The organism is Streptomyces sp. NPDC001668 (assembly GCF_042893155.1).
Classification (GTDB): Bacteria; Actinomycetota; Actinomycetes; order Streptomycetales; family Streptomycetaceae; genus Streptomyces.
Genome location: NZ_JBIAUQ010000024.1, coordinates 96,836 through 119,922, shown reverse-complemented (window position 1 = coordinate 119,922; position 23,087 = coordinate 96,836). Strand labels below are relative to the sequence as shown.

Genomic DNA, 23,087 nt, shown 5'->3' with positions numbered 1-23,087 from the left:
CCTACCTGCAGATTTTAGTTATCCACAGAAGTTGTCCACAGGCTGGCTTCTCGACCTGGGGACAAGTCGACACCAAAGTACGACCCTGTCGACAAATCGGCCTACAGACCTCTCGCGCGTTCACAGGCGCGCACATCACCCTTCGTCCATTCTTTTCCCTTGAGTAACCCTTTGGAGTGACCACTTTCCACTCGAAAGTAGGGGTAAATACGGGTTTGCAAGGGGAATCCTCGACGTGATCCCCAGGTTTCGGAGTGATCAATTCCGAAATCCACAGATCCTCCGCACAGCCTGTGGATAACTTTTCGGAGGGTGTGGATCCCTGTGGACAACCGTGCGCCAAATCCCGCTCTCCACAAGGGAGTCGAGTCAACCCCACGCCCCGCACCTGCCCCGCCCCGGGGACGGTGGGTTTCTTTCCTTGACACCCTGCGCAATTCACCCATAACAGAACGTAAGCCATGATTCGGTACGGCCGGGAATAGTGAGTCGTGGGCCGTATCCCCGCACCGGTAGCCTTGACCGCGTGATTGACCTTCGCCTGCTCCGTGAGGACCCCGACCGAGTGCGCGCGTCCCAGCGCGCCCGTGGAGAGGACGTCGCGCTCGTCGACGCCCTCCTGTCTGCCGACGAGCGGCGCAGGTCGTCCGGCGTCCGCTTCGACGAGCTGCGTTCCGAGCAGAAGGCGCTCGGCAAGCTCATCCCCAAGGCCACCGGGGACGAGAAGGCCGAGCTGCTGAAGAAGACGGGCCAGCTCGCCGCCGACGTCAAGGCGGCCGACGCCGAACAGCACGAGGCCGACGAGGAGACCAAGCGCCTCCTGCTCCAGCTCGGCAACCTCGTCCACCCCGACGTCCCCGTCGGCGGCGAGGAGGACTTCGTCGTCCTGGAGACGCACGGCACCATCCGCGACTTCGGCGCCGAGGGCTTCGAGCCCAAGGACCACCTGGAGCTCGGCGAGGCGCTGGGCGCCATCGACGTCGAGCGCGGCGCCAAGGTGTCCGGCTCGCGCTTCTACTACCTGACCGGCGTCGGCGCGCTCCTGGAGCTCGCGCTGGTCAACGCGGCGATCGCGCAGGCCACCGAGGCCGGGTTCACGCCGATGCTCACTCCCGCGCTGGTCCGCCCGCGCGCCATGGAGGGCACCGGCTTCCTCGGCCAGGCCGCGGAGAACGTCTACCACCTGGAGAAGGACGACTACTACCTGGTCGGCACCTCCGAGGTCCCGCTCGCCGCGTACCACATGGACGAGATCCTGGACGCCGACCAGCTGCCGCTGCGCTACGCGGGCTTCTCGCCGTGCTTCCGCCGCGAGGCCGGAACCTACGGCAAGGACACCCGGGGCATCTTCCGCGTGCACCAGTTCGACAAGGTCGAGATGTTCTCGTACGTCGCCCCCGAGGACGCCGAGAACGAGCACAAGCGGCTCCTGGAGTGGGAGAAGCAGTGGCTGACCGGCCTCGAGCTGCCCTTCCAGGTCATCGACGTGGCCTCGGGCGACCTCGGCGCCTCCGCCTCCCGCAAGTTCGACTGCGAGGCGTGGATCCCGACCCAGGGCAAGTACCGCGAGCTGACCTCGGCCTCCAACTGCGACGGCTTCCAGGCCCGCCGCCTGTCCGTCCGTATGCGCGACGGCAAGAAGGTCCAGCCGCTGGCGACGCTCAACGGCACCCTGTGCGCCGTACCGCGCACCATCGTGGCGATCCTGGAGAACCACCAGCTGGCCGACGGCTCGGTGCGGGTGCCCGAGGTGCTGCGGCCGTACCTGGGCGGCCGGGAGCTGCTGGAGCCGGTCGCCAAGTGAGCGGGTTTCCGTACCGGCTGATCGCGACCGACCTCGACGGGACGCTCCTGCGTTCCGACGAGTCGGTCTCGCGGCGCACCCGTGACGCGCTCGCCGCGGCCACCGCGGCGGGCGCCGCCCACATCGTGGTGACGGGACGCGCGGTCCCCTGGACCCGGCACATCCTCGACGACCTCGGCTACGACGGTCTCGCGGTCTGCGGCCAGGGCGCGCAGGTGTACGACGCAGGCGAGCACCGTCTGCTGACGTCGGTGACGCTGGACCGGCAGCTGGCCGGTGTGGCCCTCGCGAAGATCGAGGCGGAGGTCGGTCCGCTGTACCTGGCGGCGAGCCGGGACGGGCTGGACGGGGAGGTGCTGGTCGGCGCGGGATACGCGGTGACCGGCGCGCTGCCGTCGGTGCCGCTCACCGATGTCGCGGAGCTGTGGGCCGCCCCGCTGAGCAAGATCTACATACAGCATCCGACGCTCTCGGACGACGAGCTGGCCGAGGCGGCCCAGCGGGCCGCGGGCGGCTTCGTCACGGTCGCGATGGCCGGCGAGGGCATCGTCGAACTGCTCCCGCTGGGCCTGTCCAAGGCGACCGGTCTGTCCCTGGCGGCCCGCCGGCTGGGGCTGAAGGCCGCGGACACGATCGCCTTCGGCGACATGCCCAACGACATCCCGATGTTCGCCTGGGCGTCCTATGCCGTGGCGATGGCGGACGCGCACGAGGAGCTCAAGGCGGTCGCCGACGAGGTGACGGCCTCCAACGAGGAGGACGGCATCGCGGTGGTCCTGGAGCGGCTGCTCGGCTGACGGTGGAACTTCTCGGCGTACCAGCCTGAGAAGCCCGGCCGGGTCACAGGGGCAACGTCTCGCGGAGGATGCACGATTCGAACGTGCGCGGGCTTTCCAGGCCCGACCTTGACTCGCTTCTGATGTGACACAGCGCAAGCCAGTGCCTTACCACTCGGCCAATCCTCCGGGTGGGCGGCCTCACGCGAGAGCGACATCGCGTGCTCGAAGCGGCCGCCCCGGGCAGTGCCTGCGGGTGGACTCGACGGTGGCGTAACTACACCGGAGTCCTCCGCGGGCCGCCCCGACGGGAGCTGGACGTACTGTCGTGCATGGACATCGCCCGGCTCCTCTCCCAGAACGTGGTGAACACAACCATCGTGCCCGTACGCCCCGTTGGGCGCCACCGAATTAAACGGCCGGGTGTTCGAACTACCGGCGTCCCCACCGCTTGCGGCGCTTGCTGAAGAACCACCCTGCGGGCGGCTCGTCGGAGCGCCAGGGCTGGGGCTCGGGCGACTCCCGGCGCCAGCGCGCGGCGAGCATACGGGCCCGGGCAGACGGCTCGGAGGTCTCGGCCGAGCGTATGAAGTCCTCGTCCAGCACGAGGTCGTCCCAGTCGTCTGCCATGCCCGTTCCCTTCAACTCGCAGCCGGACCTTCCCCTTTGTCCAGTGTGCCCGGACAAAGGTGAAGCCCCTGTCAATAAGCCGGGCGTCAGAGGCGGCGCCCCCTACTCCTCGCCCGCCAGCGTCAGCGACCGCAGCTTCTGTCCCGCGTACCAGGTGGCGAGGACGGTCACCACGACCAGCAGCACCGTGGCCGTGGGCAGTCCGACGTCCGAGGTGACCAGGTCCCCGCCCGCGACCTTGTGGGCCACGGCCAGCGACCACTGCTGGACGCTCAGGGTCTTCGCCCCGGAGACCAGGGAGCCGAACAGGGCCTCCCAGACCAGCGCGTAGACGAGACCGAAGACCACCGCGTGCCGGGACACCGTGCCCAGCAGCAGGAAGAGCGCCGCGTAGGCGATCGAGGAGACCAGCGCGGCCACCGTGTAGGCAACGGCGATCTGCTGGCCGTTGCCGTTGAGGACGAAGCCGGCGATCAGCGTCGGCAGGGCCGAGAACACCATCGTGACGGCGATCGCCACGATCAGCTTGGTGAAGATGATCGTCGACCGCTTGACCGGCTTGGACAGCAGGTACACCACCGAGCCGTCGTCGATCTCCGGACCGATCGCGCCGGTGCCCGCGATGACCCCGATGATCGGCACCATGGTGGCGAGCGCGAGCCCGCCCAGCAGGTCGGAGGCGGTCTGGTCGTCGGCGCCGACCAGGGCGCGCACGATCACGGAGATCAGGATCAGCAGCACCGGCAGGGCGCCCAGGATGAGGGCCCGGCGGCGGCCGAGCAGGGCCCGGTAGGTGAGTCGGGCGACTGTGGGGTCGTACATCTTGGGCCTCCTACGCCGCGACGAGATACGAGAAGACGGACTCGAGGGACTCGTCGGACGGCGAGACCGTGAGCAGCCGGATGCCGTGGTCACGCGCGACCTTGGGCAGCAGCGCGGTGAAACGGCCGAAGTCGACGGCCTGGACGCGCAGCGCGCCCTCCGTGAGGTCGACCTCGATGCCGGACGTGGACGGGTCGGCGATCAGCGCGGCCGCGAGGGCACGGTCGTCGCTGGAGCGCACCAGATAGCGGTGCGGGCGGTCCGTCATCAGGCGGCGGATCTTGCGGAAGTCACCGCTGGCCGCGTGCCGGCCCGCGACGACGACCTCGATGTGCCAGGCGAGCTGCTCGACCTCTTCGAGGATGTGCGAGGAGAACAGCACGGTGCGGCCCTCGTCGCCCATGCGCCGCAGCAGGTCCATGAGCTGCATGCGCTGGCGTGGGTCCATGCCGTTGAACGGCTCGTCGAGCAGGAGCAGCGAGGGGTCGTGGACCAGGGCGGACGCCATCTTCACGCGCTGGCGCATGCCCTTGGAGTACGTGGAGATCTTGCGGTCCTGCGCGTACTCCATCTCGACCGTGGCCAGCGCCTTCTGGGCGGCCTTGGCGCCGAGGCCGTGCAACTCGGCGTTGGCGACGACGAATTCGCGGCCGGTGAGGAAGTCGTACATCGCCTCGCGCTCGGGGACGATGCCGATGTGCCGGTAGATGGCCTCGTTGCGCCACACCTGCTGTCCGTCGAGGGTGACGGTGCCGGTGGAGGGGGCGAGGAAGCCGCCCATCATGTTGATGAGGGTGGACTTTCCGGCGCCGTTGGGGCCGAGGAGGCCGGTGACGCCGGGGCCGATCGTCATGGTGACGTCGTTGACGGCGACCACGTTGCCGAACCAGCGGGAGACATGGTCGATCTGGAGCGTGGTCACAGTCCCACCTTCTTGTAGCGGCGCAGCAGGAGGCCGTAGCTCGCGGCGATCAGGCCCAGGGTGAGCAGGACGTACACCACGCCCTGGCCGGTCGAGGGGCCGTGTCCGCCCGGGAGCGCCGGGGTCGCGCCCAGGAAGGCCGACTGCACACCGTCGATGAGGGTCACCGGCGAGAACAGGCCGATCCACGGGATGGCGCCGGTGCTGCCCTGGGCGTCGGCGATGGCCTGGAGGGTGGAGACCGCGCCGTAGGAGATGGTCAGCACGGCGATCACGGCCGCGATGCCGAAGCCCCGGCGGGGGGTGACCGACGCGATGACCAGGCCGATACCGGCGAAGAGCAGCGAGAGCAGCGCCACGGAGACGAGTCCCTGTGCGAAGCCCTTGGTCTGGTCGGTGAAGTCCAGCTTGGCCAGCAGCGCGCCCGCATAGAGCACGATCAGCGGGGCGGCGGTCAGGATGAACATCGCGGAGGCCAGCGCCGCGTACTTCGCGCGCACGTAGTCCGCCGTCTCGATGGGCCGCGAGAAGTACAGCGGCACGGTCTTGAAGCGCAGGTCGCGGGAGACCGACTGGGGGGCCTGCGAGGCGACGTACAGGCAGATCACGGACTGCATGATGATCGCGTAGCGCGTGTACTCGACCGGCAGGTCGTTCGCCTTGGTGGCGACCGCGACGGCCACCATGATGGCCGCGGGCACGCACATCACCGCGAACAGCAGCATCGGCAGCACCTTGGACTTGACCGACCGGCCGAGGCCGTAGGCGCCGCGCAGGGACTGCGAGTAGAGAGAGCGGGTGGCGTAGGAGCGGCCGAGGCGGGGGCCGTCGTACGCGCGGTAGCCGATGTTGTGGATGCGGGTCTGGTCGCCCGCGGACGCGGTGACCGGGTTCTCAACTGCCATGGCCGACGGCCTCCTTCCGGCGCTCGTCCTCGTTCGTGAAGACTTCCGAGATGTGGTGCCTGCGCTGCTCCATGCGCACCAGGCCGAGGCCGAGGTCGGCGACGACGTCCCGGACGACGTCGTAGGTCTCCTCGCCCTGTGCGGTCAGCAGCAGGATGTGGCCGGCGCCGGGCAGTCCGCTCTGGGCGTCGAGGATCTCCACCCCGCGCGCGTGGAGCGCCTCGCGCACCGCGCGGGTGCCGTCGGGGTGCTCGTCGGTGTCGGTGACCTCGACCGCGAGGGTCGTCGTGGTCTGGGTGAAGTCGGTGGTGGAGCTGGAGCGCAGGAGCTTGCCGCCGTCGATGACGACGACGTGGTCGCAGGTGCGCTCCAGCTCGCCCAACAGGTGCGAGGTGACCAGGACCGAGATGCCGAAGTCGGTGTGGATACGGCGGATCAGGCCCAGCATGTCGTCGCGGCCGACCGGGTCGAGGCCGTTGGTCGGCTCGTCGAGGAAGACCAGCTGCGGGTCGTGCACCAGGGCCTGGGCGAGCTTCACGCGCTGCTTCATACCGGTGGAGTAGCCGCCGATGGGGCGGTAGCGCTCCTCGTACAGGCCGACGTGGCGCAGGGTGTCCGCGGTGCGCTCGCGCGCGGCGGTGGGCGGCAGGCCGGACATGCGGGCCATGTGCACGACGAACTCGGTGGCCGAGACGTCGGGCGGCAGGCAGTCGTGCTCCGGCATGTAGCCGACCCGCTCACGGATGGCGGCGCCCTTGGTCGCGACGTCGAGCCCGAGCACTTCGGCACGGCCCTCGGTGGCGGGGGACAGGCCCAGCAGGATCTTGATCATGGTGGACTTGCCGGCTCCGTTGGCTCCGACGAGTCCGGTCACACCGGGTCCGACGTCCAAGGAGAGCCGGTCAAGCGCGGTCACCCGGGGGAACCGCTTGGTCAGGCTTTCGGTCGCGATCACAGTCACACCGTCGACAGTAGTGACGTGGGCCACGCCGGTCGTCACTCCGGAGAGCTGTCTCGGCATCAGACTCCAGACGTACGGGCACCTAGGGGTCACCCTGAGGTCTCATCCCCCCTATTGACGCAACCTCTGACAACTGTCACATTCGACAGTGTCACGTTACGGACACGTACCGCGATCGACGGGGGCGGACGGTATGACGACGGCGCTGAGCAGCGAACTTCCCGCAGGGCTGCGGGGGTTCAGGAAGGTCCAGCGGCTGGCGTACGAGTGCGCGGAAGCGGTCGCGGCCCGTCTGGAGCCCGGCGTGAGCGAGCGGCAGGCCGCCCGCATGCAGCGCGATTGGCTGCGCGGGCGGGGGGTCCGGGACTGGTTCCATCTGCCCTTCGCCTGGTTCGGGGACCGCACGGCGTTCACCGGCTTCCGCGTCCCGCTCCAGTTCTTCCCCACCGACCGCCGCCTGGAGCCGGGGATGCCGTTCATCCTGGACATGGCCCCGGTGTACGAGGGCTGCACCGCGGACATCGGCTACTCCGGCTCGCTCGGCGTCAACCCCGTCCAGGACCGGCTGATGGCCGACCTGGAGGCACACCGCGAGCTGATCCTGCGCGAGGTCCGTGAGCGGCGGTCACTGCGCGAGATCTACGAGGACGTGGACCGCCTCATGGTCCGCCAGGGCTACGCCAACCGGCACCGCGCGTACCCCTTCGGCGTGATCGCCCACAAGGTCGACCGGGTCAGGCAGCGCCGCTGGTCACCCCACGTCTTCGGGTTCGGCGTCCAGTCCCTGAAGGGGCTGGCCGCCGACGCGCTGCACGGCCACCGTGAGGGCTGGTCGCCCCTGTGGTCCCCGTACCGCTTCTCCGACCACCCGCCGCAGCCGGGCCTGTGGGCGGTCGAACCCCACCTCGGATTCCGGGGCACGGGCGCGAAGTTCGAGGAGATCCTGGTCGTCACCGACTCCGCGGACCCCGAGCAGAGCGCCTTCTGGCTGGACGACGACCTGCCGCACGTGCGGCGCTGGGCGGAGGAGAAGTGACCTTGCTCGAAGGTGCGCGCGAGCGCCGGGTACGCACCGGCGGCGTCGAACTGTGCGTGGCCGAACTGGGCGACCCCGGGCAGCCGACCGTCGTCCTGGTGCACGGCTACCCGGACAGCAAGGAGGTCTGGTCGCCGGTGGCCGCCCGCCTCGCCGACCGCTTCCACGTCGTCCTCTACGACGTCCGCGGCCACGGCCGCTCCACGGCACCGAAGCCGCTGCGCGGCGGATTCACCCTGGAGAAGCTGACGGACGACTTCCTGGCCGTGGCGGGCGCCGTCAGCCCGGACCGGCCCGTGCACCTGGTCGGCCACGACTGGGGCTCGGTGCAGGCCTGGGAGTTCGTCACCGTGGGGCGCACCGAGGGCCGCATCGCCTCCTTCACCTCGATGTCCGGCCCCTCCCTCGACCACTTCGGCCACTGGATCGCCGGCCGCGTCAGGCGCCCCACCCCCCGGCGGCTCGGCCAGCTCCTCGGCCAGGGCGCCAAGTCCTGGTACGTGTACGCGCTGCACACCCCCGCCCTGCCCGAGCTGGCCTGGCGCGGCCCGCTCGGCAAGGCCTGGCCCCGCATGCTGGAGCGCGCCGAGAAGGTGCCCGCCGACGGCTACCCGACCCCCTCGCTGCCCACCGACGCGGCCCACGGCGCCTGGCTGTACCGGGACAACGTCCGGGCCCGGCTGCGCCGCCCGCGCACCGACGCGTACGCACACGCGCCCGTGCAGCTCATCACGCCCCTCGGGGACGCTTTCCTCTCCGAGAAGCTCTACGACGGTCTGGAGCAGTGGGCACCGCAGCTGACCCGGCGCACCCTCCCCGCCAAGCACTGGATCCCCCGCTCCCGGCCCGACCAGGTGTCCGCGTGGATCACGGAGTTCGTGACGTCCGTCGAGGGCGGCCGACCCCCCGTGCGGGCGACCGGGAAGTACGCCGACCGGTTCGGCGGACAGCTCGTCCTCGTCACCGGCGCGGGCAGCGGCATCGGACGGGCCACCGCGTTCGCCTTCGCCGAGGCGGGCGCGCGCGTGGTGGCCGTCGACCGGGACGCCGAGTCCGCCGCCCGCACCGCCGAACTGTCCCGGCTGCTCGGCGCCCCGAAGTCCTGGGCGGAGACCGTCGACGTCTCCGACGAACAGGCCATGGAGAAACTCGCCGACAAGGTCGCCGCCGAGTACGGCGTGGTCGACGTCCTCGTCAACAACGCCGGGATCGGCCTCGGCGGCTCCTTCCTCGACACCACCACCGAGGACTGGAAGAAGATCCTCGACGTCAACCTGTGGGGCGTCATCCACGGCTGCCGGCTCTTCGGCAGGCAGATGGCCGAGCGCGGACAGGGCGGCCACATCGTCAACACCGCCTCCGCGGCCGCCTACCAGCCCTCCAAGGCACTGGCCGCCTACGGCACCTCCAAGGCGGCCGTCCTCATGCTCAGCGAGAGCCTGCGCGCCGAACTCGCCGGCCAGGGCATCGGCGTGAGCGCGATCTGCCCCGGCTTCGTCAACACCTCCATCACCTCCACCGCACGCTTCGCGGGCGTCGACGCCGACGAGGAGAAACGCCGGCAGAACCGCGCGGCCCGCCTCTACCGGCTGCGGAACTACCCGCCCGAGAAGGTCGCCGACGCGATCCTGCGCGCGGTCGTGCGCAACCAGGCCGTCGTACCGGTCACGCCCGAGGCCCGCGGCACACGCGCCCTGGCCCGATGGGCACCCAAGGCGCTCCGGGCCCTCGCACGGCTGGAGCCACCCCTGTGAGCCACGGGATCGCCCCACGCCGCGTGTCCTTCGACTGGTCCCGCACGCCCCTGCACTGGATCCCCGGCGAGCCCACCGCCACCCACGTCATCAACGTGCTGCACCTGCTGCTGCCGGCGGGGGAGCGCTGGTTCGTGAAGGTCTTCAAGGAGGCTCTGCCGCAGGTCACGGACGCCGAACTCCGCTCCGACGTCAAGGGGTTCATGGGACAGGAGGCCACCCACAGCGTCCAGCACACCCACGTACTGGACCACCTGGCCGCGCAGCACCTCGGCACCGCCGACTTCACCAAGTACGTCGACTTCCTCTTCCAGCGCCTGCTCGGCGAGCGACCTCCCCTGGGCGCGCCCGTCCCCGCGCGCGAGTGGCTGCGCCTCAGGCTCTCGGTCATCGCCGCGATCGAACAGTTCACGGCCGTGCTCGGCGACTGGGTCCTGGCCGCCGACAGCCTCGACAGGGCCGGCGCCGACGAGGTCATGCTCGACCTGCTGCGCTGGCACGGCGCCGAGGAGGTCGAACACCGCGCGGTCGCCTTCGACATGTACCAGCACTGCGGCGGCACCGGCACCCCCCGCTACGCCCGCCGGATCGCGGGCATGGCGGTGACGGCCCCGGTCATGCTGTACCTGTGGGCATGGGGGACGGCCTACCTGATGCGCCACGACCCCCAGCTCGCCGGCCGGCTGCGCTACTCCCTCAAGGAGCACGAGAAGGCCGTGCGAAAGGGCCTGCTGCCTGCCTGGCGAGAGCTCGGCGCGGCCGTACCGCGCTACCTGCGGCGGTCCTACCACCCGTCACGGGAAGGGTCGTTGAGCCGCGCGGTGGAGTACCTGAAGCGGTCACCGGCGGCGAGGGCGGCCTCGTGAGCGACACCCCCGCCTACCGGATCGAGGACCTCGCCCACCTCAGCGGCGCCACCGTCCGCACCATCCGCGCCTACCAGGACCGCGGGCTGCTCCCCCGCCCCGAGCGCCGCGGCCGCGCCAACATCTACACCGACACCCACCTCGCCCGGCTGCGCCAGATCGCCGACCTCCTCGACCGCGGCTACGGCCTGGCCTCCATCAAGGAGCTCCTGGAGGCCTACGACTCCGGCCGCGGCCTCGGCGGGATCCTCGGCCTGGTCGCCGAGGTCGACGGCCCGTGGACCGACGAGGAGGCCGTCCGGATCTCCCGCGCCGAACTGCACACCCGCTTCGGCGGCAGCTCCGACGAGGCCGCGGTCGCCGAGGCCGTGGAACTCGGCGTGCTGGAGCCGGTGCCGGGAGACGAGAACACCTTCCTCGTGCCGAGCCCCCAAGAGCTCGCCGTGGCCGTGGAGTTGCATGCCGCGGGGGTGCCGCTCTCCGCGATCTCGGGCCACCTGCGGGAGTTGAGGGGGCAGGTCGAGCACATCGCCGCGAGATTCCTGGAGTTCACCACCGAGCATCTCTTCGCCCGCTACCTGGACGGATCGCACCGGCCGACCGACACCGACGCCGCCGAAGCGGCCTCTCTCGTACGGCGGCTGCGGCCTCTCGCGCAGCAGACGGTGGACGCCGAACTCGCGCGCGCGATGCGGACCTTGGCGGTACGGCAGTTGCGGCGCCACCTCGGTTCCGGGGAGACGCCGGAGGGGCGTCCTGCGTCACGTTCCGTGGCCGTGCCCGAGGAGACGATGCGGGCGGTGGAGGGGCTGGTTGGGGCGGAGCGGGCGGCGGAGTTCTTTGTGCTGGCGGCTGAACGGGAGGTGCGGGCAAGGGCGTTGGATGCGCTCACGTCAAGTGGACGGCCCCCTGTCGATCTTGACGAAGAGGGCTGACATGACAGGGAGTTGTCCACAGAAACGCCAAGTAACCTGTGGATAACTACAGTTGGTTGTGGATCAAACATCCGGCCCAAAATCATTCGCGTGATTCACGTCTCTCCCGGCACCCTGGCGCCATGGACGAAAGACGCACCGTGAAGGTGTCGAAGTACCTCTCGAAACACCTGCGGCACCAGCCCGAACGGATCGGGCTCACGCTCGACGAGGCGGGCTGGGTCGAGATCGACGCCCTGCTCGCCGCGACCGCCGCGCACAACTTCCGCATCAGCCGTGAGGAGCTGGACCAGGTCGTCGCCGCGAACGACAAACAACGCTTCGCCATCGTCGGCACCCGCATCCGCGCCAGCCAGGGCCACAGCGTCGAGGTCGACCTCGGACTGCCCCCGGCGACCCCGCCGCCGTACCTCTACCACGGCACCGTGGCCCGCCACCTGGACGCCATCCGCGCCGAGGGACTGCGCCCCATGAACCGGCATGACGTGCACCTGTCTCCCGACCGCGAGACCGCGACCCGGGTCGGTGCCCGCCGCGGCCGTCCCGTCGTGCTCTCCGTGGACGCGGCGGCCATGCACCGCGACGGCCACGTCTTCCACGTCAGCGCCAACGGGGTCTGGCTGACCCGGGCCGTGCCGCCGCGTTATCTGCGGTTTCCCGAGTCGCACTGACCCCACCCAGGCATGATCAGTGGTATGGACCAATTGCCCACCACTGAGGCCGCCGTCACCGCACTCCGCGCCCTCGCCGCCGAGTACGGTCTCGCCATCGAGGTGAGCCACGACATCGGCGCCGACCAGACCTCGCGCCGCAGCGCCGCGGGCGTCGGCGTCACCACCGACCCGGACGGCACCCTGCCCCACGAGGCCTACGTCGAACTCGGCGGCCGGCCCCGGGTGGATGTGCGCCTGTTCCCGGACGACGACGCCCTGATCACCGTCGACGGCGTCGAGTGCCCCGACATCGCCCGCGACGACGTCCCCGCCTTCCTCCGCGCCCTCTACGAAGGCCACGCCTGGGTGAAGGCACGCCGCTTCCCGCCCAGCCACTTCCTGATGGTGCCCCTCCCGGGCGACCGCGTGCACAAGGAGTTCATCACGGTCGGGCTCAGCCCCTGGCTCAGCGGCCGCAGACAGTGACCGTGAGTCACTGTTTCACGTGAAACACGGTCCGGCGCATACGCTCGGACACATGAGTCTGCGCCTGAGCACCGTGATCCTCCCCTACCGTCGCTGGACCGAGGGAGGGCGTGCGTCATGGCAGCGGGCGGAACAGCTCGGCTTCCACACCGGATACACCTACGACCACCTGTCCTGGCGCACCTTCCGTGACGGCCCCTGGTTCGGTGCCGTGCCCACGCTGACCGGCGCCGCGGGCGTCACCGACCGGCTGCGCCTGGGCACCCTGGTGACCTCGCCGAACTTCCGGCACCCGGTGACCCTCGCCAAGGAACTGATCACCCTCGACGACATCTCCGGCGGCCGCGTCACCCTCGGCATCGGCGCGGGCGGCACCGGCTTCGACGCCACCGCGCTCGGTCAGGACCCCTGGAGCCCGCGCGAGCGCGCCGACCGGCTCGCCGAGTTCGTCCCGCTGCTCGACCGCCTGCTCCGCGAGGACTCCGTGTCCTACGAGGGCGACTTCTACTCGGCGCACGAGGCCCGCAACATCCCCGGCTGCCTCCAGCGGCCCCGGCTGCCCTTCGCCGTGGCCGCCACGGGGCCCCGCGGCCTGAAGCTCGCCGCTCGCCACGGGCAGGCGTGGGTGACCACCGGCGACCCGAAACTGTTCGAGAACGGCACGCCCGAACAGTCCCTCCATGCCCTCCGCGGCCAGGTCGACAGGCTCACCGACACCTGTGCGGCGCTCGGCCGGGACGTGAAGACCCTGGACAAGATCCTGCTCACCGGCTTCACCCCGGACCGCGGCCGCCCGCTGGAGTCCCTCGACGCCTTCGTCGACTTCGCGGGCCGCCATCAGGAGCTCGGTTTCACGGAACTCGTGCTCCACTGGCCCATCCCCGACTCGGACTTCGCCGCCGACGAGAAGGTCTTCGAGCGGATCGCCATGGAAGCGCCGGCACAGCTGGGCTGAGGCGGCAGCCCCGGGGCGGGTGGGGCCGCCCCCGCGTCACCCTTGGCCCGCCCCCGCGTCATCTTTGTCTCACCTGTGCGGGCGCCCGCCCGGTCGTGCAGGCATATGCGGGAGAATGACCCGGTGACCTCAGCGACTCGAGAGCCCGAGACCCCGGCCGCCGACATACCGCCGCGCCTGATCGCCACCGATCTCGACGGCACTCTGCTGCGCGACGACAAGTCGGTGTCCCCCCGCACGGTCGCGGCCCTCGCCGCCGCCGAGGAGGCCGGCATCGAGGTCTTCTTCGTCACCGGCCGGCCGGCCCGCTGGATGGACGTCGTCAGCGACCACGTCCACGGCCACGGCCTCGCCATCTGCGGCAACGGCGCGGCGGTGGTCGACCTGCACGGCGGCCCCGGCGCCCACCGGTTCGTGAAGGTGCGCGAGCTGGCCCGGGAGAACGCGCTGGACGCCGTACGGCTGCTGCGCGAGGCGGCCCCCGGCACGGTGTACGCGGTGGAGCAGACCTACGGCTTCCACCAGGAGCCGGACTACCCCAAGCTGCACATGGAGATCCCGGACAACCTCGCCCCCGCCGAGGAACTGCTGGCCGAGGACGGCCCCGGTGCCGCCGAGCCGGTGCTGAAGATCCTCGCCTACCACCCCTCGATCGAACCGGACGCCTTCCTCACCCTCTCGCGCCTGGCCATCGGCGACCGCGCCAACGTCACCCGGTCCAGCCCCAGCGCCCTGCTGGAGATCAGCGGCCCCGGCGTCTCCAAGGCCAGCACGCTCGCCCTGTGCTGTGCCGAGCGCGGGATCTCGCACGAGCAGGTCGTCGCCTTCGGGGACATGCCCAACGACGTCGAGATGCTCACCTGGGCGGGACAGTCGTACGCGATGGGCAACGCCCACCCGGACGTGATCGCCGCCGCCTCGGGCCAGACAGTCGCCAACAACGACGACGGGGTGGCCGTCGTGATCGAGCGGATGCTGGAACGGCTGTAGCCGTCGACGCGGCCCGGCTCAGCCGACCGGCACCCCGCGTGCCGCCAGCCACGGCACCGGGTCCACCGCTGAGCCCGTCTCGGGCGTGACCCGCACCTCGAAGTGCAGGTGCGGGCCGGTCGAGTTGCCGGTCGTGCCCGACTGGCCGATCCACTGCCCGGGGACGACGCTCTCCCCCTGGTCGACGGTGGCGGCGGCGAGATGGGCGTACTGCGTGTAGTAGCCGTCCGGGTGCTCGACCACGATCTCGATGCCGAAGGCGCCGCCGCAGGACACCTTCACCACCCGCCCCGCCCCAACCGCCCGGACCGGCGTGCCGATCGGCACCGCGAAGTCCTGCCCTGTGTGCCGGTTCACCCACCGCGACCCGCCACTGCCGAACCCGGCGGACAGCTCGTACACCGCCACCGGCGTGACCCAGGCGCCCGCCGGGGCCTGCTGCGGCTGCTCCAGGCGTACGGCCCCCGGACACGACCCGGCCGCCACGGAGGCGTCGGCCTGTCCCTGCAACTGCCCACGAGCCTCTTCGAGTCTGCGCTCGATGTCCTGCTTCAGCGCGGCGAGTCCGGCGTTGCGCTGCTCCAGCGTCCGCCAGGCGTCCGCTGCCTTCGCCTCGTCCGCCGCGAGCCTGGCCTCGGCCCGGCGGCTCTTCTCGACCGCGTTGTCGAGAGCCAGCGAGGTCCGCGAGAAGACGTGCTGACCTCGCATCAGTTCAGTGGTGTCGTCCGCGAAGATGAGCTGGGCGGTGAGCGGGACACCGCCGCCGTCGCGGTACTGGGCCCGGGCGATACGTCCGAGATCCTCGTGCAGCACGGCGATCTCCCGGCGCTCCCGGCCCAGGAGCTGCTCGAACCGCTGTGCCCGCGCCCGCTGCGCCTCCGCCTCCAGGTGCCCCGCCTCGTACCGCTGGGTCGCCAGCGCCGCGTCCTGGTACAGCCGCACCACCTGAGCGCTGACCCCCGGGTCACCGGCCTCGCGGCGGCCCACACCGTCCCCTGCGGCCCCCGCGGGACGAGCCACCAGCACCGCGCACGCACACAGCAGCGCCGGAACGAGCAGCGGATGACGGCGAGGTGATCGCATGTCAGCGATCCTGTCCCGGGCAGCGGGACCCGGTCCTGTTCACGTCGTCCGGCCGGGGGACACGTTGCTGCGGACGGGTCAGTGCGGCACCTGCTTCATCCAGTGAGCCGGACCGGCCTTCCGGAGCTCTGTCTCAGCGCGCTCCCACCAGCAGCTCCGACTCCGCCTCCCGCTCGGCCATCCCCCGCAACGGCCCCTCCACGGCCGTCAACTCCGCGTAGGAACCCCGCTGCACGACCCGGCCGCCGTCGAGTACGACCACCTCGTCGACCGACTCAAGCCCCGCCAGGCGGTGCGTGATGAGGAGGGTCGTACGGCCCTCGGTGGCGGCCAGCAGATCGGCGGTGAGCGCGTCGGCCGTGGGCAGGTCGAGATGCTCGGCCGGCTCGTCCAGGACCAGGACGGGGAAGTCGGCGAGCAGCGCGCGGGCCAGCGCGAGACGCTGCCGCTGGCCTCCGGACAGCCACGCCCCATGCTCGCCGACCAGGGTGTCGAGCCCGTCGGGCAGGCTCTCTGCCCAGTCGAGCAGGCGGGCCCGTCGCAGCGCGTCCCGCAGTTCGTCCTCGGTCGCGTCCTTCTTCGCGAGGAGCAGGTTCTCGCGCACCGAGCTGTCGAAGAGGTGGGCGTCCTGCGCGCACAACCCCACCAGCCGCCGTACGTCGTCGCTGTGCAGCCCGTAGGCGTCCACGCCGCCCAGGGTGTAGGTGCCGGTGTCCGCGTCCAGGAAGCGCAGCAGGACCTGCGCGAGCGTCGTCTTGCCCGAGCCGGAGGCGCCGACCACGGCGATCCTCCGGCCCTCGGCGAGGGTCAGGTCGAGGCCCGCCAGCGCGTCCCGGTCCTGGCCCTCGTGCCGGGCGGCCAGTCCCTTGAGCACGACCGGGAACGGCGAGGCGGGCGCCTGGCGCGCGTGCTCCGGCTCCCGTACCGGCTCGGGCGCGTCCAGCACCTCGTGGACGCGTTCCGCACTCCTGCGCACCCGCTGGCGGTACTGGACGGCGAGCGGCAGCCCGAGGACGGCCTCGAAGGCCGCCAGCGGAGTGAGCACGACCACGGCCATGACGACCCCGCCGAGCCGCCCCGAGGCGACCGCCTGAGCGCCTACTAGGGCGGTCGCGGTCACGGTCAGGCCGCAGATCAGGGCGGTGAGGCCGTCACCGAGCGCGGTGGCGGTGGCGGCGCGGGAGGCGATCCGGGTGAGGACGCCGTCGGCCCGCCGTGCCTCGGCGGTACGGGCCGGCAGGGCACCGGCGACGGTCAACTCCGCGGTCCCGGTGAGGAGATCGGTCACGCGGGTCGACAGTTCCCCGCGGGCGGGGGCGAGCCTGCGCTCGGCACGGCGCGCCACGGCCGCCGTGACGAGCGGGACGCCCACACCGGCGGCGAGCAGACCCACGGCGAGCGCGGCCCCTGCCTCCGGCAGCAGCCAGGCCGTGAACCCCACGGAGGCCGCCGACACCACGACAGCCGCACCGGCGGGCAGCAGCCAGCGCAGCCAGTAGTCCTGGAGGGCGTCCACGTCGGAGACGAGCCGCGAGAGCAGATCACCCCGGCGGGCCGTACGCAGGCCTGCGGGGGCCAGCCGCTCCAGGCGCCGGTACACGGCGACCCGGGTGTCGGCGAGCATCCGCAGCACGGCGTCGTGCGACACCAGCCGCTCGGCGTACCGGAACACGGCCCGCCCGATACCGAAGGCCCGGGTCGCCGTCACGGCCACCATCAGATACAGCACGGGCGGCTGCTGCGAGGCCCGCGAGATCAGCCACCCCGAGGTGGCCATCAGCCCCACGGCACTGCCGAGGGCGAGGCTGCCGAGCAGCAACGCGAGCAGGAGCCGGCCTCGCCGGGGGCCGGACATGGCGCGGACGCGGGCGAGAGCTCCGCGCCCCTCCGCCGGCTGCTCTGTCGTCCCTGGCTCGGCCTCGGCGGAGCCGCTGTCCTCCACGGCGCGCGCCGTGGCCGTCCTGGCCGTGGCGTCCACGGGAGCCGGTGCCGCGGGGGCCGCGAGCCGGACGACCCGGTGCGCCACGCCGAGCAGCGCCGGCCGGTGCACCACCAGCAGCACCGTCCGCCCGGCCGCCAGCCGCCGTACCGCTGCCACGACCTCCGCCTCGGTCGCTCCGTCGAGCGCCGCCGTCGGCTCGTCGAGGAGCAGGACCGGCCGGTCCGCGAGGAACGCCCGGGCCAGCGCGAGGCGTTGCCGCTGCCCGGCGGACAGCCCGGCCCCGTCCTCACCGAGCACGGTGTCGGCCCCCAGGGGAAGCGCGTCGACGAATTCCAGCGCCCCCGCGTCGCCCAACGCCCGCCGTACCGCTGCTTCGTCGGCGTCGGGTCGTGCCAGCCGTACGTTCTCCGTGATCGTCCCGGCGAACAGCTGCGGCCGCTGCGGCACCCACGCGATGCGCGCGCGCCACTTCTCCAGGTCGACCTCGGCGAGATCGGCTCCCCCGATGCGCACCCGTCCCTCGGCAGGCCGTACGAATCCCAGCAGGACGTTCAGCAGTGTCGACTTGCCGGCGCCGCTGGGCCCCACCAGGGCGACCGTCTCCCCGGGCGCGACCTCGAAGGACACGTCCGTGACGGCGTCCCCGGAGCGGCCCGGGTACCTGACCGTGACCTGCTCGAAGGCCAGCGCTCCGGCGGGCACCACGGCCGTGCCCGTCGCCGGTACCGGGGTCTCCAGTACCGAGAAGATCTCCTCGGCGGCCGCCAGTCCCTCCGCCGCCGCGTGGTACTGCGCGCCCACCTGCCGCAGGGGCAGATACGCCTCGGGGGCCAGGATGAGAATGACCAGGCCGTCGTACAGATCCATCTCACCATGGACGAGACGCATCCCGATCGTCACGGCGACCAGCGCCACCGAGAGCGTCGACAGCAGCTCCAGGGCGAAGGAGGAGATGAAGGCGATCCGCAGCGTCCGCATGGTCGCCTGCCGGTACTCGCCGGTGATGCGGCGGATCGACTCGGCCTGTGCCTTGGCCCGGCCGAACACCTTCAGGGTCGGCAGCCCCGCGACGACGTCCAGGAAGTGCCCCGACAGCCTGGACAGCAGCCGCCACTGACGGTCCATCCGGGACTGGGTGGCCCAGCCGATCAGCATCATGAAGACCGGGATGAGGGGCAGGGTCCCGACGATGATGGCGGCCGAGACCCAGTCCTCGGTCACGATCCGCGCCAGCACCGCCACCGGCACGACCCCCGCAAGGCCCAGCTGCGGGAGGTAGCGCGAGAAGTAGTCGTCGAGGGCATCGACTCCTCTGGTGGCGAGGGCGACCAGTGACCCGGTCCGCTGCCCGCTCAGCCACCCGGGCCCCAGAGCCGTGGCCCGCTCCAGCAGCCGCCCCCGCAGCTCCGACTTCACCGCCGCGCTCGCCCGGTGCGCGGCGAGCTCGGTGAGCCAGGAGACCAGCCCGCGGCCGACGGCGACGGCCGCCAACAGCAGCAGGGGAGTGCGGAGTTCAGTGACCGCCAGGCCGTGCTGGAACGCGCCGACCACGACTTCGGCGATGAGCATCGCCTGAGCGATGACCAGCAGGGCGCCCAGGCCTCCCAGACCGACGACGGCCACCAGGAAGAGGCGGGTGGCCCGGGCGTAGCGGAGCAGACGCGGGTCGATTGGTTTCACGTGAAACACACCTCAGTGCGCGGTCTCAGCGATGTGCTGGGTGCCGATGCGCTTACGGAACACCCAGTAGGTCCAGCCCTGGTAGAGCAGCACGATCGGCGTGGCGATCCCCGCGCACCAGGTCATGATCTTCAGCGTGTACGGGCTCGACGAGGCGTTGGTGACCGTCAGGCTCCAGTCCGCGTTGAGCGAGGACGGCATGACGTTCGGGAAGAGCGTCAGGAAGAGCATCGCCACGGCGGCAACGATGGTGACGCCCGACAGCGCGAACGACCAGCCCTCACGCCCGGCCTGGTTGGCCGCCAGCGCGGCGACCAGTGCGGCCACGGCGACCACCAGCGCGACGAGGCTCTTGGCGTCACCGCTGTCGACCTGCGTCCACAGCAGGAAGACCAGCGCGAACGCGGCCGTGACGAGACCGACCCGGGTGGCCAGCTTCCGGGCCCGCTCCCGGATCTCCCCCACGGTCTTCAGGGCCGTGAACACCGTTCCGTGGAAGGTGAACAGTGTCAGCGTCACCAGTCCGCCGAGCAGGGCGTACGGGTTGAGCAGGTCCCAGAGGGAGCCGATGTACTCGAAGTGCTGGTCGATCTTCACCCCGTGCACGATGTTGCCGAAGGCCACGCCCCACAGGAACGCGGGGATGAGCGAGGTCCAGAAGATCGCGGTCTCCCAGTTGCGCTGCCAGTTCTCCTCGGGCCGCTTGGCCCGGTACTCGAAGGCGACCCCCCGGACGATCAGGCAGACCAGGATGACCAGCAGCGGCAGGTAGAACCCGGAGAAGAGGGTGGCGTACCAGTCGGGGAAGGCGGCGAAGGTCGCGCCGCCCGCCGTCAGCAGCCACACCTCGTTGCCGTCCCAGACGGGACCGATGGTGTTGATCAGGACGCGCTTCTCGGCCCGGTCGCGGGCGAGCAGCCTGGTGAGGACGCCGACTCCGAAGTCGAAGCCCTCCAGGAAGAAGTAGCCGGTCCACAGGACGGCGATGAGCACGAACCAGACGTCGTGAAGTTCCATGACTCGATCTCCCTCGGCCTAGTACGAGAAGGCCATCGGCTTGTCGGCGTCACGGGTGTCGCCGCCGATCTTCGTGGGCGGGTTGAGGTCGGCCTCGGTGAGCTCGGGCGGGCCGGCCTTGACGTACTTCACGAGCAGCTTGACCTCGACGACGGCGAGGATGGCGTACAGCGCTGTGAAGACGAGCATCGAGATGAGGACCTCGGCCTGGGAGACGCCGGGGGAGACCGCGTGCCGGGTCTGCAGGACGCCGTAGACGACCCAGGGCTGACGGCCCATCTCGGTGAAGATCCAGCCCCAGGAGTTGGCGATGAGCGGGAAGCCCAGGGTCCAGATCGCCGCGAGCCAGTAGAGCCTGCCGAGCTTGGGGCTGAGGGCCTTGTTCTTGAAGAGGACCAGATGCGGCACCTCGTCGTCGGCGACCCTCAGGTGCTGCGGGAGCATGAACTTCTTGCGGGTCAGCCAGAGTCCGGCGAGGCCGATGGCGAAGGACGTCATGCCGAAGCCGATCATCCAGCGGAACGCCCAGAAGGTGACGGGGATGTTGGGCCGGTAGTCGCCCGGCCCGTACTTCTGCTGCTCGGCCTTGTTGACGTCGTTGATGCCGGGGATGTACGAGGTGAAGTCGTCGTTGGCCAGGAAGGACAGCAGGCCCGGGATCTCGATGGCCACGGTGTTGTGGCCCTTCTCCACGTCGCCGTAGGCGAAGATCGAGAACGGCGCTGAGTCCTGGCCGTCCCACAGCGCCTCGGCGGCCGCCATCTTCATCGGCTGCTGCTTGAACATGACCTTGCCGAGGGTGTCACCGCTGATCGCGGTGAGCATGCCGGCGATGACCACGGTGACGAGGCCCAGCCGCAGCGAGGTCTTCATCACGGGGATGTGCTTCTTGCGGAAGAGGTGGAAGGCCGCGACACCGACCATGAACGCGCCCCCGGTCAGGAAGCACGCGCTGAGCGTGTGGAAGGCCTGGGCGAGCGCGGTGTTCTGGGTCAGCACTGCCCAGAAGTCGGTGAGTTCGGCACGGCCCCTCGCCTTGTTGATCCGGTAGCCGACCGGGTGCTGCATCCAGGAGTTGGCCGCGAGGATGAAGTACGCCGACAGGATCGTGCCGATCGAGACCATCCAGATGCAGGCCAGGTGGATCTTCTTGGGCAGCTTGTCCCAGCCGAAGATCCACAGGCCGATGAAGGTGGACTCGAAGAAGAAGGCGATCAGGGCCTCGAAGGCGAGCGGGGCACCGAAGACGTCGCCGACGAAGCGCGAGTAGTCGGACCAGTTCATGCCGAACTGGAACTCCTGGACGATGCCGGTGACCACACCCATCGCGATGTTGATCAGGAAGAGCTTGCCCCAGAACTTGGTGGCCCTGAGGTACTTCTCGTTCTCCGTACGCACCCAGGCGGTCTGGAGGCCTGCCGTGAGGGCGGCCAGCGAGATCGTCAGGGGGACGAACAGGAAGTGGTAGACGGTGGTGATGCCGAACTGCCAGCGCGCCAGGGTCTCCGGCGCCAGAGCCAGGTCCACGTCGCCGCTCCTTACCTCACAGGCTTGTGGAACAAACGCTTGCAAAGCGAAGCGCTTGTGAAAGCGTTCACATTCACAAGCAATTATGACGCATGGCAGTTCGACACGGGATGGGCGGGGGGTCCCTCACCGGGTCCGATAGGTCACATCTGCAGGGGCCGGTCGGCCCCTGGCGCACCGAGGGCCGGGGTTTCACGTGAAACCCCGGCCCTCAGCCGCACTCACCAGCGCGTCACAGCTCCTTGCGGAAGCCCTCCGCCACCTTCAGGAAGATGTCGTTCGCCTCGGCCTCCCCGACCGTCACGCGCACCCCCTCGCCCACGAAGGGCCGCACGACCACACCGTGCTGCTCGCACATCGCCGCGAAGTCGGCCGTGCGCTCCCCCAGCCGCAGCCACACGAAGTTGGCCTGGGTCTCCGGCACCGTCCAGCCCTGGGCCCGCAGCCCCTCCACGACGCGGTTGCGCTCACAGACCAGGGAGCCGACCCGGCCCAGGAGTGCGTCCTCGGCCCGCAGTGAGGCGATCGCCGCCTCCTGAGCGAGCTGGCTCACCCCGAAGGGCACCGCGGTCTTGCGCAGCGCCGCGGCCACCGGCTCGTGGGCGATCGCGAAGCCGACCCTGAGGCCGGCGAGGCCGTAGGCCTTGGAGAAGGTGCGCAGCACACAGACGTTCGGCCGTGTGCGGTACAGCTCCACACCGTCCGGCACCTCGGGGTCGCGGATGAACTCGCGGTAGGCCTCGTCGAGCACCACCAGCACGTCACTCGGCACCCGGTCGAGGAATCGTTCCAGCTCGGCCCGCTTCACGACGGTGCCCGTCGGGTTGTTGGGGTTGCAGACGAAGATCAGCCGGGTCCGCTCGGTGATCGCGTCGGCCATCGCGTCCAGGTCGTGCACATCGCCCTCGGTCAACGGCACCCGTACCGAGGTGGCCCCGCTGATCTGCGTGATGATCGGGTACGCCTCGAAGGACCGCCACGCGTAGATCACCTCGTCGCCCGGTCCCGAGGTCGCCTGGATCAGCTGCTGGGCGACGCCGACCGAACCGGTGCCGGTGGCCAGGTGGGCGAGCGGGACACCGAAGCGCTCGGACAACTCCTCCATCAGGCCCGTGCAGGCCATGTCCGGGTAGCGGTTGAAGGAGGAGGCCGCCGCCGTCACGGTCTCCAGCACACCCGGCAGCGGCGGATAGGGGTTCTCGTTGGAGGACAGCTTGTAGGCCACCGCACCACCGGCCGCGGCGGGCTTGCCCGGCTTGTACGTGGGGATACCCTCCAGCTCGGCGCGCAGCTTGGGGCTCGTCTCGCTCACCGCAGTCCTCCTCATGACCACCGGTTCCAAT

At 70.6% G+C, this 23,087-nt stretch carries 20 protein-coding genes and 1 tRNA gene; 10 read left to right on the top strand and 11 right to left on the bottom strand.

The genetic code is table 11. The features are described from left to right. The first annotated feature begins 526 nt into the window (after window positions 1–526). Both serS and ACFYZ8_RS43365 read left to right on the top strand, forming a co-directional pair. Window positions 527–1,804, top strand: a complete 1,278-nt coding sequence (gene serS / locus ACFYZ8_RS43370) for a serine--tRNA ligase (RefSeq protein ID WP_388540642.1) — start codon at window positions 527–529, stop codon at window positions 1,802–1,804. Then, on the top strand, window positions 1,801–2,601 hold the full coding sequence (locus ACFYZ8_RS43365; RefSeq protein ID WP_388540639.1) for an HAD family hydrolase: 801 nt from the start codon (window positions 1,801–1,803) through the stop codon (window positions 2,599–2,601). The genes serS and ACFYZ8_RS43365 overlap by 4 nt, the downstream gene beginning before the upstream one ends. A gap of 62 nt (window positions 2,602–2,663) precedes the next feature. On the opposite strand, the gene ACFYZ8_RS43360 is transcribed toward ACFYZ8_RS43365, so the two are convergent. The 6 genes from ACFYZ8_RS43360 to ACFYZ8_RS43335 form a co-directional block, all read right to left on the bottom strand. Beyond that, window positions 2,664–2,769 (bottom strand) — tRNA-OTHER (locus tag ACFYZ8_RS43360). Window positions 2,770–3,012: 243 nt separating this feature from the next. Continuing rightward, a complete protein-coding gene (locus tag ACFYZ8_RS43355; RefSeq protein WP_359033909.1) occupies window positions 3,013–3,210 on the bottom strand; it encodes a hypothetical protein in 198 nt (65 codons plus the stop codon). Window positions 3,211–3,312: 102 nt separating this feature from the next. Further along, window positions 3,313–4,032: an ABC transporter permease gene (locus tag ACFYZ8_RS43350; protein WP_388540635.1), complete on the bottom strand. Its 720-nt coding sequence runs from the start codon at window positions 4,030–4,032 to the stop codon at window positions 3,313–3,315. Window positions 4,033–4,042: 10 nt separating this feature from the next. Next, entirely contained in the window at window positions 4,043–4,954 is a 912-nt protein-coding gene (locus tag ACFYZ8_RS43345) for an ABC transporter ATP-binding protein (protein ID WP_359033905.1), read from the bottom strand. Further along, entirely contained in the window at window positions 4,951–5,859 is a 909-nt protein-coding gene (locus tag ACFYZ8_RS43340) for an ABC transporter permease subunit (protein ID WP_388540632.1), read from the bottom strand. The genes ACFYZ8_RS43345 and ACFYZ8_RS43340 overlap by 4 nt, the downstream gene beginning before the upstream one ends. Continuing rightward, window positions 5,849–6,814, bottom strand: coding sequence for an ABC transporter ATP-binding protein (locus ACFYZ8_RS43335; protein WP_388540740.1), 966 nt, complete (start codon window positions 6,812–6,814; stop codon window positions 5,849–5,851). The genes ACFYZ8_RS43340 and ACFYZ8_RS43335 overlap by 11 nt, the downstream gene beginning before the upstream one ends. A 199-nt stretch (window positions 6,815–7,013) precedes the next feature. Here ACFYZ8_RS43335 and ACFYZ8_RS43330 point away from each other — a divergent pair, with 199 nt between their 5' ends. The 8 genes from ACFYZ8_RS43330 (at window position 7,014) to ACFYZ8_RS43295 (ending at window position 14,495) form a co-directional block, all read left to right on the top strand. Beyond that, window positions 7,014–7,856, top strand: a complete 843-nt coding sequence (locus ACFYZ8_RS43330; protein ID WP_388540629.1) for a M24 family metallopeptidase — start codon at window positions 7,014–7,016, stop codon at window positions 7,854–7,856. Continuing rightward, window positions 7,853–9,610: an SDR family oxidoreductase gene (locus ACFYZ8_RS43325; protein ID WP_388540626.1), complete on the top strand. Its 1,758-nt coding sequence runs from the start codon at window positions 7,853–7,855 to the stop codon at window positions 9,608–9,610. The genes ACFYZ8_RS43330 and ACFYZ8_RS43325 overlap by 4 nt, the downstream gene beginning before the upstream one ends. Then, complete coding sequence (locus ACFYZ8_RS43320; RefSeq protein WP_388540623.1) at window positions 9,607–10,476, top strand: metal-dependent hydrolase; 870 nt, start codon at window positions 9,607–9,609, stop codon at window positions 10,474–10,476. The genes ACFYZ8_RS43325 and ACFYZ8_RS43320 overlap by 4 nt, the downstream gene beginning before the upstream one ends. After that, on the top strand, window positions 10,473–11,411 hold the full coding sequence (locus tag ACFYZ8_RS43315; protein ID WP_388540621.1) for a MerR family transcriptional regulator: 939 nt from the start codon (window positions 10,473–10,475) through the stop codon (window positions 11,409–11,411). Before ACFYZ8_RS43320 ends, ACFYZ8_RS43315 begins: the two co-directional genes overlap by 4 nt. 122 nt (window positions 11,412–11,533) lie before the next feature. Next, a complete protein-coding gene (locus ACFYZ8_RS43310; RefSeq protein WP_388540618.1) occupies window positions 11,534–12,082 on the top strand; it encodes an RNA 2'-phosphotransferase in 549 nt (182 codons plus the stop codon). A 24-nt stretch (window positions 12,083–12,106) separates the two neighbouring features. Beyond that, window positions 12,107–12,550 (top strand): hypothetical protein, encoded by a 444-nt coding sequence (locus tag ACFYZ8_RS43305; protein ID WP_388540616.1) that lies wholly within the window; start codon window positions 12,107–12,109, stop codon window positions 12,548–12,550. Between the two features lie 52 nt (window positions 12,551–12,602). Continuing rightward, window positions 12,603–13,505 carry an LLM class flavin-dependent oxidoreductase gene (locus tag ACFYZ8_RS43300; RefSeq protein ID WP_359033889.1) on the top strand — a complete coding sequence of 301 codons (903 nt, stop codon included), beginning with the start codon at window positions 12,603–12,605 and terminating at the stop codon, window positions 13,503–13,505. A 105-nt stretch (window positions 13,506–13,610) separates the two neighbouring features. After that, the gene (locus ACFYZ8_RS43295) at window positions 13,611–14,495 is read left to right on the top strand and encodes an HAD family hydrolase (protein ID WP_388540613.1); all 885 of its coding nucleotides are present in this window, start codon (window positions 13,611–13,613) and stop codon (window positions 14,493–14,495) included. An 18-nt stretch (window positions 14,496–14,513) separates the two neighbouring features. On the opposite strand, the gene ACFYZ8_RS43290 is transcribed toward ACFYZ8_RS43295, so the two are convergent. From ACFYZ8_RS43290 to hisC, 5 genes are all read right to left on the bottom strand, one after another. After that, window positions 14,514–15,578 (bottom strand): M23 family metallopeptidase, encoded by a 1,065-nt coding sequence (locus ACFYZ8_RS43290; protein WP_359033885.1) that lies wholly within the window; start codon window positions 15,576–15,578, stop codon window positions 14,514–14,516. A gap of 133 nt (window positions 15,579–15,711) precedes the next feature. Continuing rightward, window positions 15,712–19,200: a thiol reductant ABC exporter subunit CydD gene (cydD, locus tag ACFYZ8_RS43285; RefSeq protein WP_388540609.1), complete on the bottom strand. Its 3,489-nt coding sequence runs from the start codon at window positions 19,198–19,200 to the stop codon at window positions 15,712–15,714. Between the two features lie 12 nt (window positions 19,201–19,212). After that, entirely contained in the window at window positions 19,213–20,217 is a 1,005-nt protein-coding gene (cydB, locus tag ACFYZ8_RS43280; protein WP_388540606.1) for a cytochrome d ubiquinol oxidase subunit II, read from the bottom strand. An 18-nt stretch (window positions 20,218–20,235) separates the two neighbouring features. Next, window positions 20,236–21,744: a cytochrome ubiquinol oxidase subunit I gene (locus ACFYZ8_RS43275; protein ID WP_388540603.1), complete on the bottom strand. Its 1,509-nt coding sequence runs from the start codon at window positions 21,742–21,744 to the stop codon at window positions 20,236–20,238. 232 nt (window positions 21,745–21,976) lie between these two features. Further along, window positions 21,977–23,056 carry a histidinol-phosphate transaminase gene (gene hisC / locus ACFYZ8_RS43270; RefSeq protein WP_388540601.1) on the bottom strand — a complete coding sequence of 360 codons (1,080 nt, stop codon included), beginning with the start codon at window positions 23,054–23,056 and terminating at the stop codon, window positions 21,977–21,979. Window positions 23,057–23,087: the final 31 nt, after the last annotated feature.

Excerpts from the sequence above, each read along its gene's own strand:
- ACFYZ8_RS43355 (WP_359033909.1), bottom strand. The coding sequence starts at position 3,210 with ATGGCAGACGACTGGGACGACCTCGTGCTGGACGAGGACTTCATACGC.
- ACFYZ8_RS43350 (WP_388540635.1), bottom strand. The coding sequence starts at position 4,032 with ATGTACGACCCCACAGTCGCCCGACTCACCTACCGGGCCCTGCTCGGC.
- ACFYZ8_RS43340 (WP_388540632.1), bottom strand. The coding sequence starts at position 5,859 with ATGGCAGTTGAGAACCCGGTCACCGCGTCCGCGGGCGACCAGACCCGC.
- ACFYZ8_RS43330 (WP_388540629.1), top strand. The coding sequence starts at position 7,014 with ATGACGACGGCGCTGAGCAGCGAACTTCCCGCAGGGCTGCGGGGGTTC.
- ACFYZ8_RS43310 (WP_388540618.1), top strand. The coding sequence starts at position 11,534 with ATGGACGAAAGACGCACCGTGAAGGTGTCGAAGTACCTCTCGAAACAC.
- ACFYZ8_RS43305 (WP_388540616.1), top strand. The coding sequence starts at position 12,107 with ATGGACCAATTGCCCACCACTGAGGCCGCCGTCACCGCACTCCGCGCC.
- ACFYZ8_RS43300 (WP_359033889.1), top strand. The coding sequence starts at position 12,603 with ATGAGTCTGCGCCTGAGCACCGTGATCCTCCCCTACCGTCGCTGGACC.
- ACFYZ8_RS43295 (WP_388540613.1), top strand. The coding sequence starts at position 13,611 with ATGCGGGAGAATGACCCGGTGACCTCAGCGACTCGAGAGCCCGAGACC.
- ACFYZ8_RS43290 (WP_359033885.1), bottom strand. The coding sequence starts at position 15,578 with ATGCGATCACCTCGCCGTCATCCGCTGCTCGTTCCGGCGCTGCTGTGT.
- cydB (WP_388540606.1), bottom strand. The coding sequence starts at position 20,217 with ATGGAACTTCACGACGTCTGGTTCGTGCTCATCGCCGTCCTGTGGACC.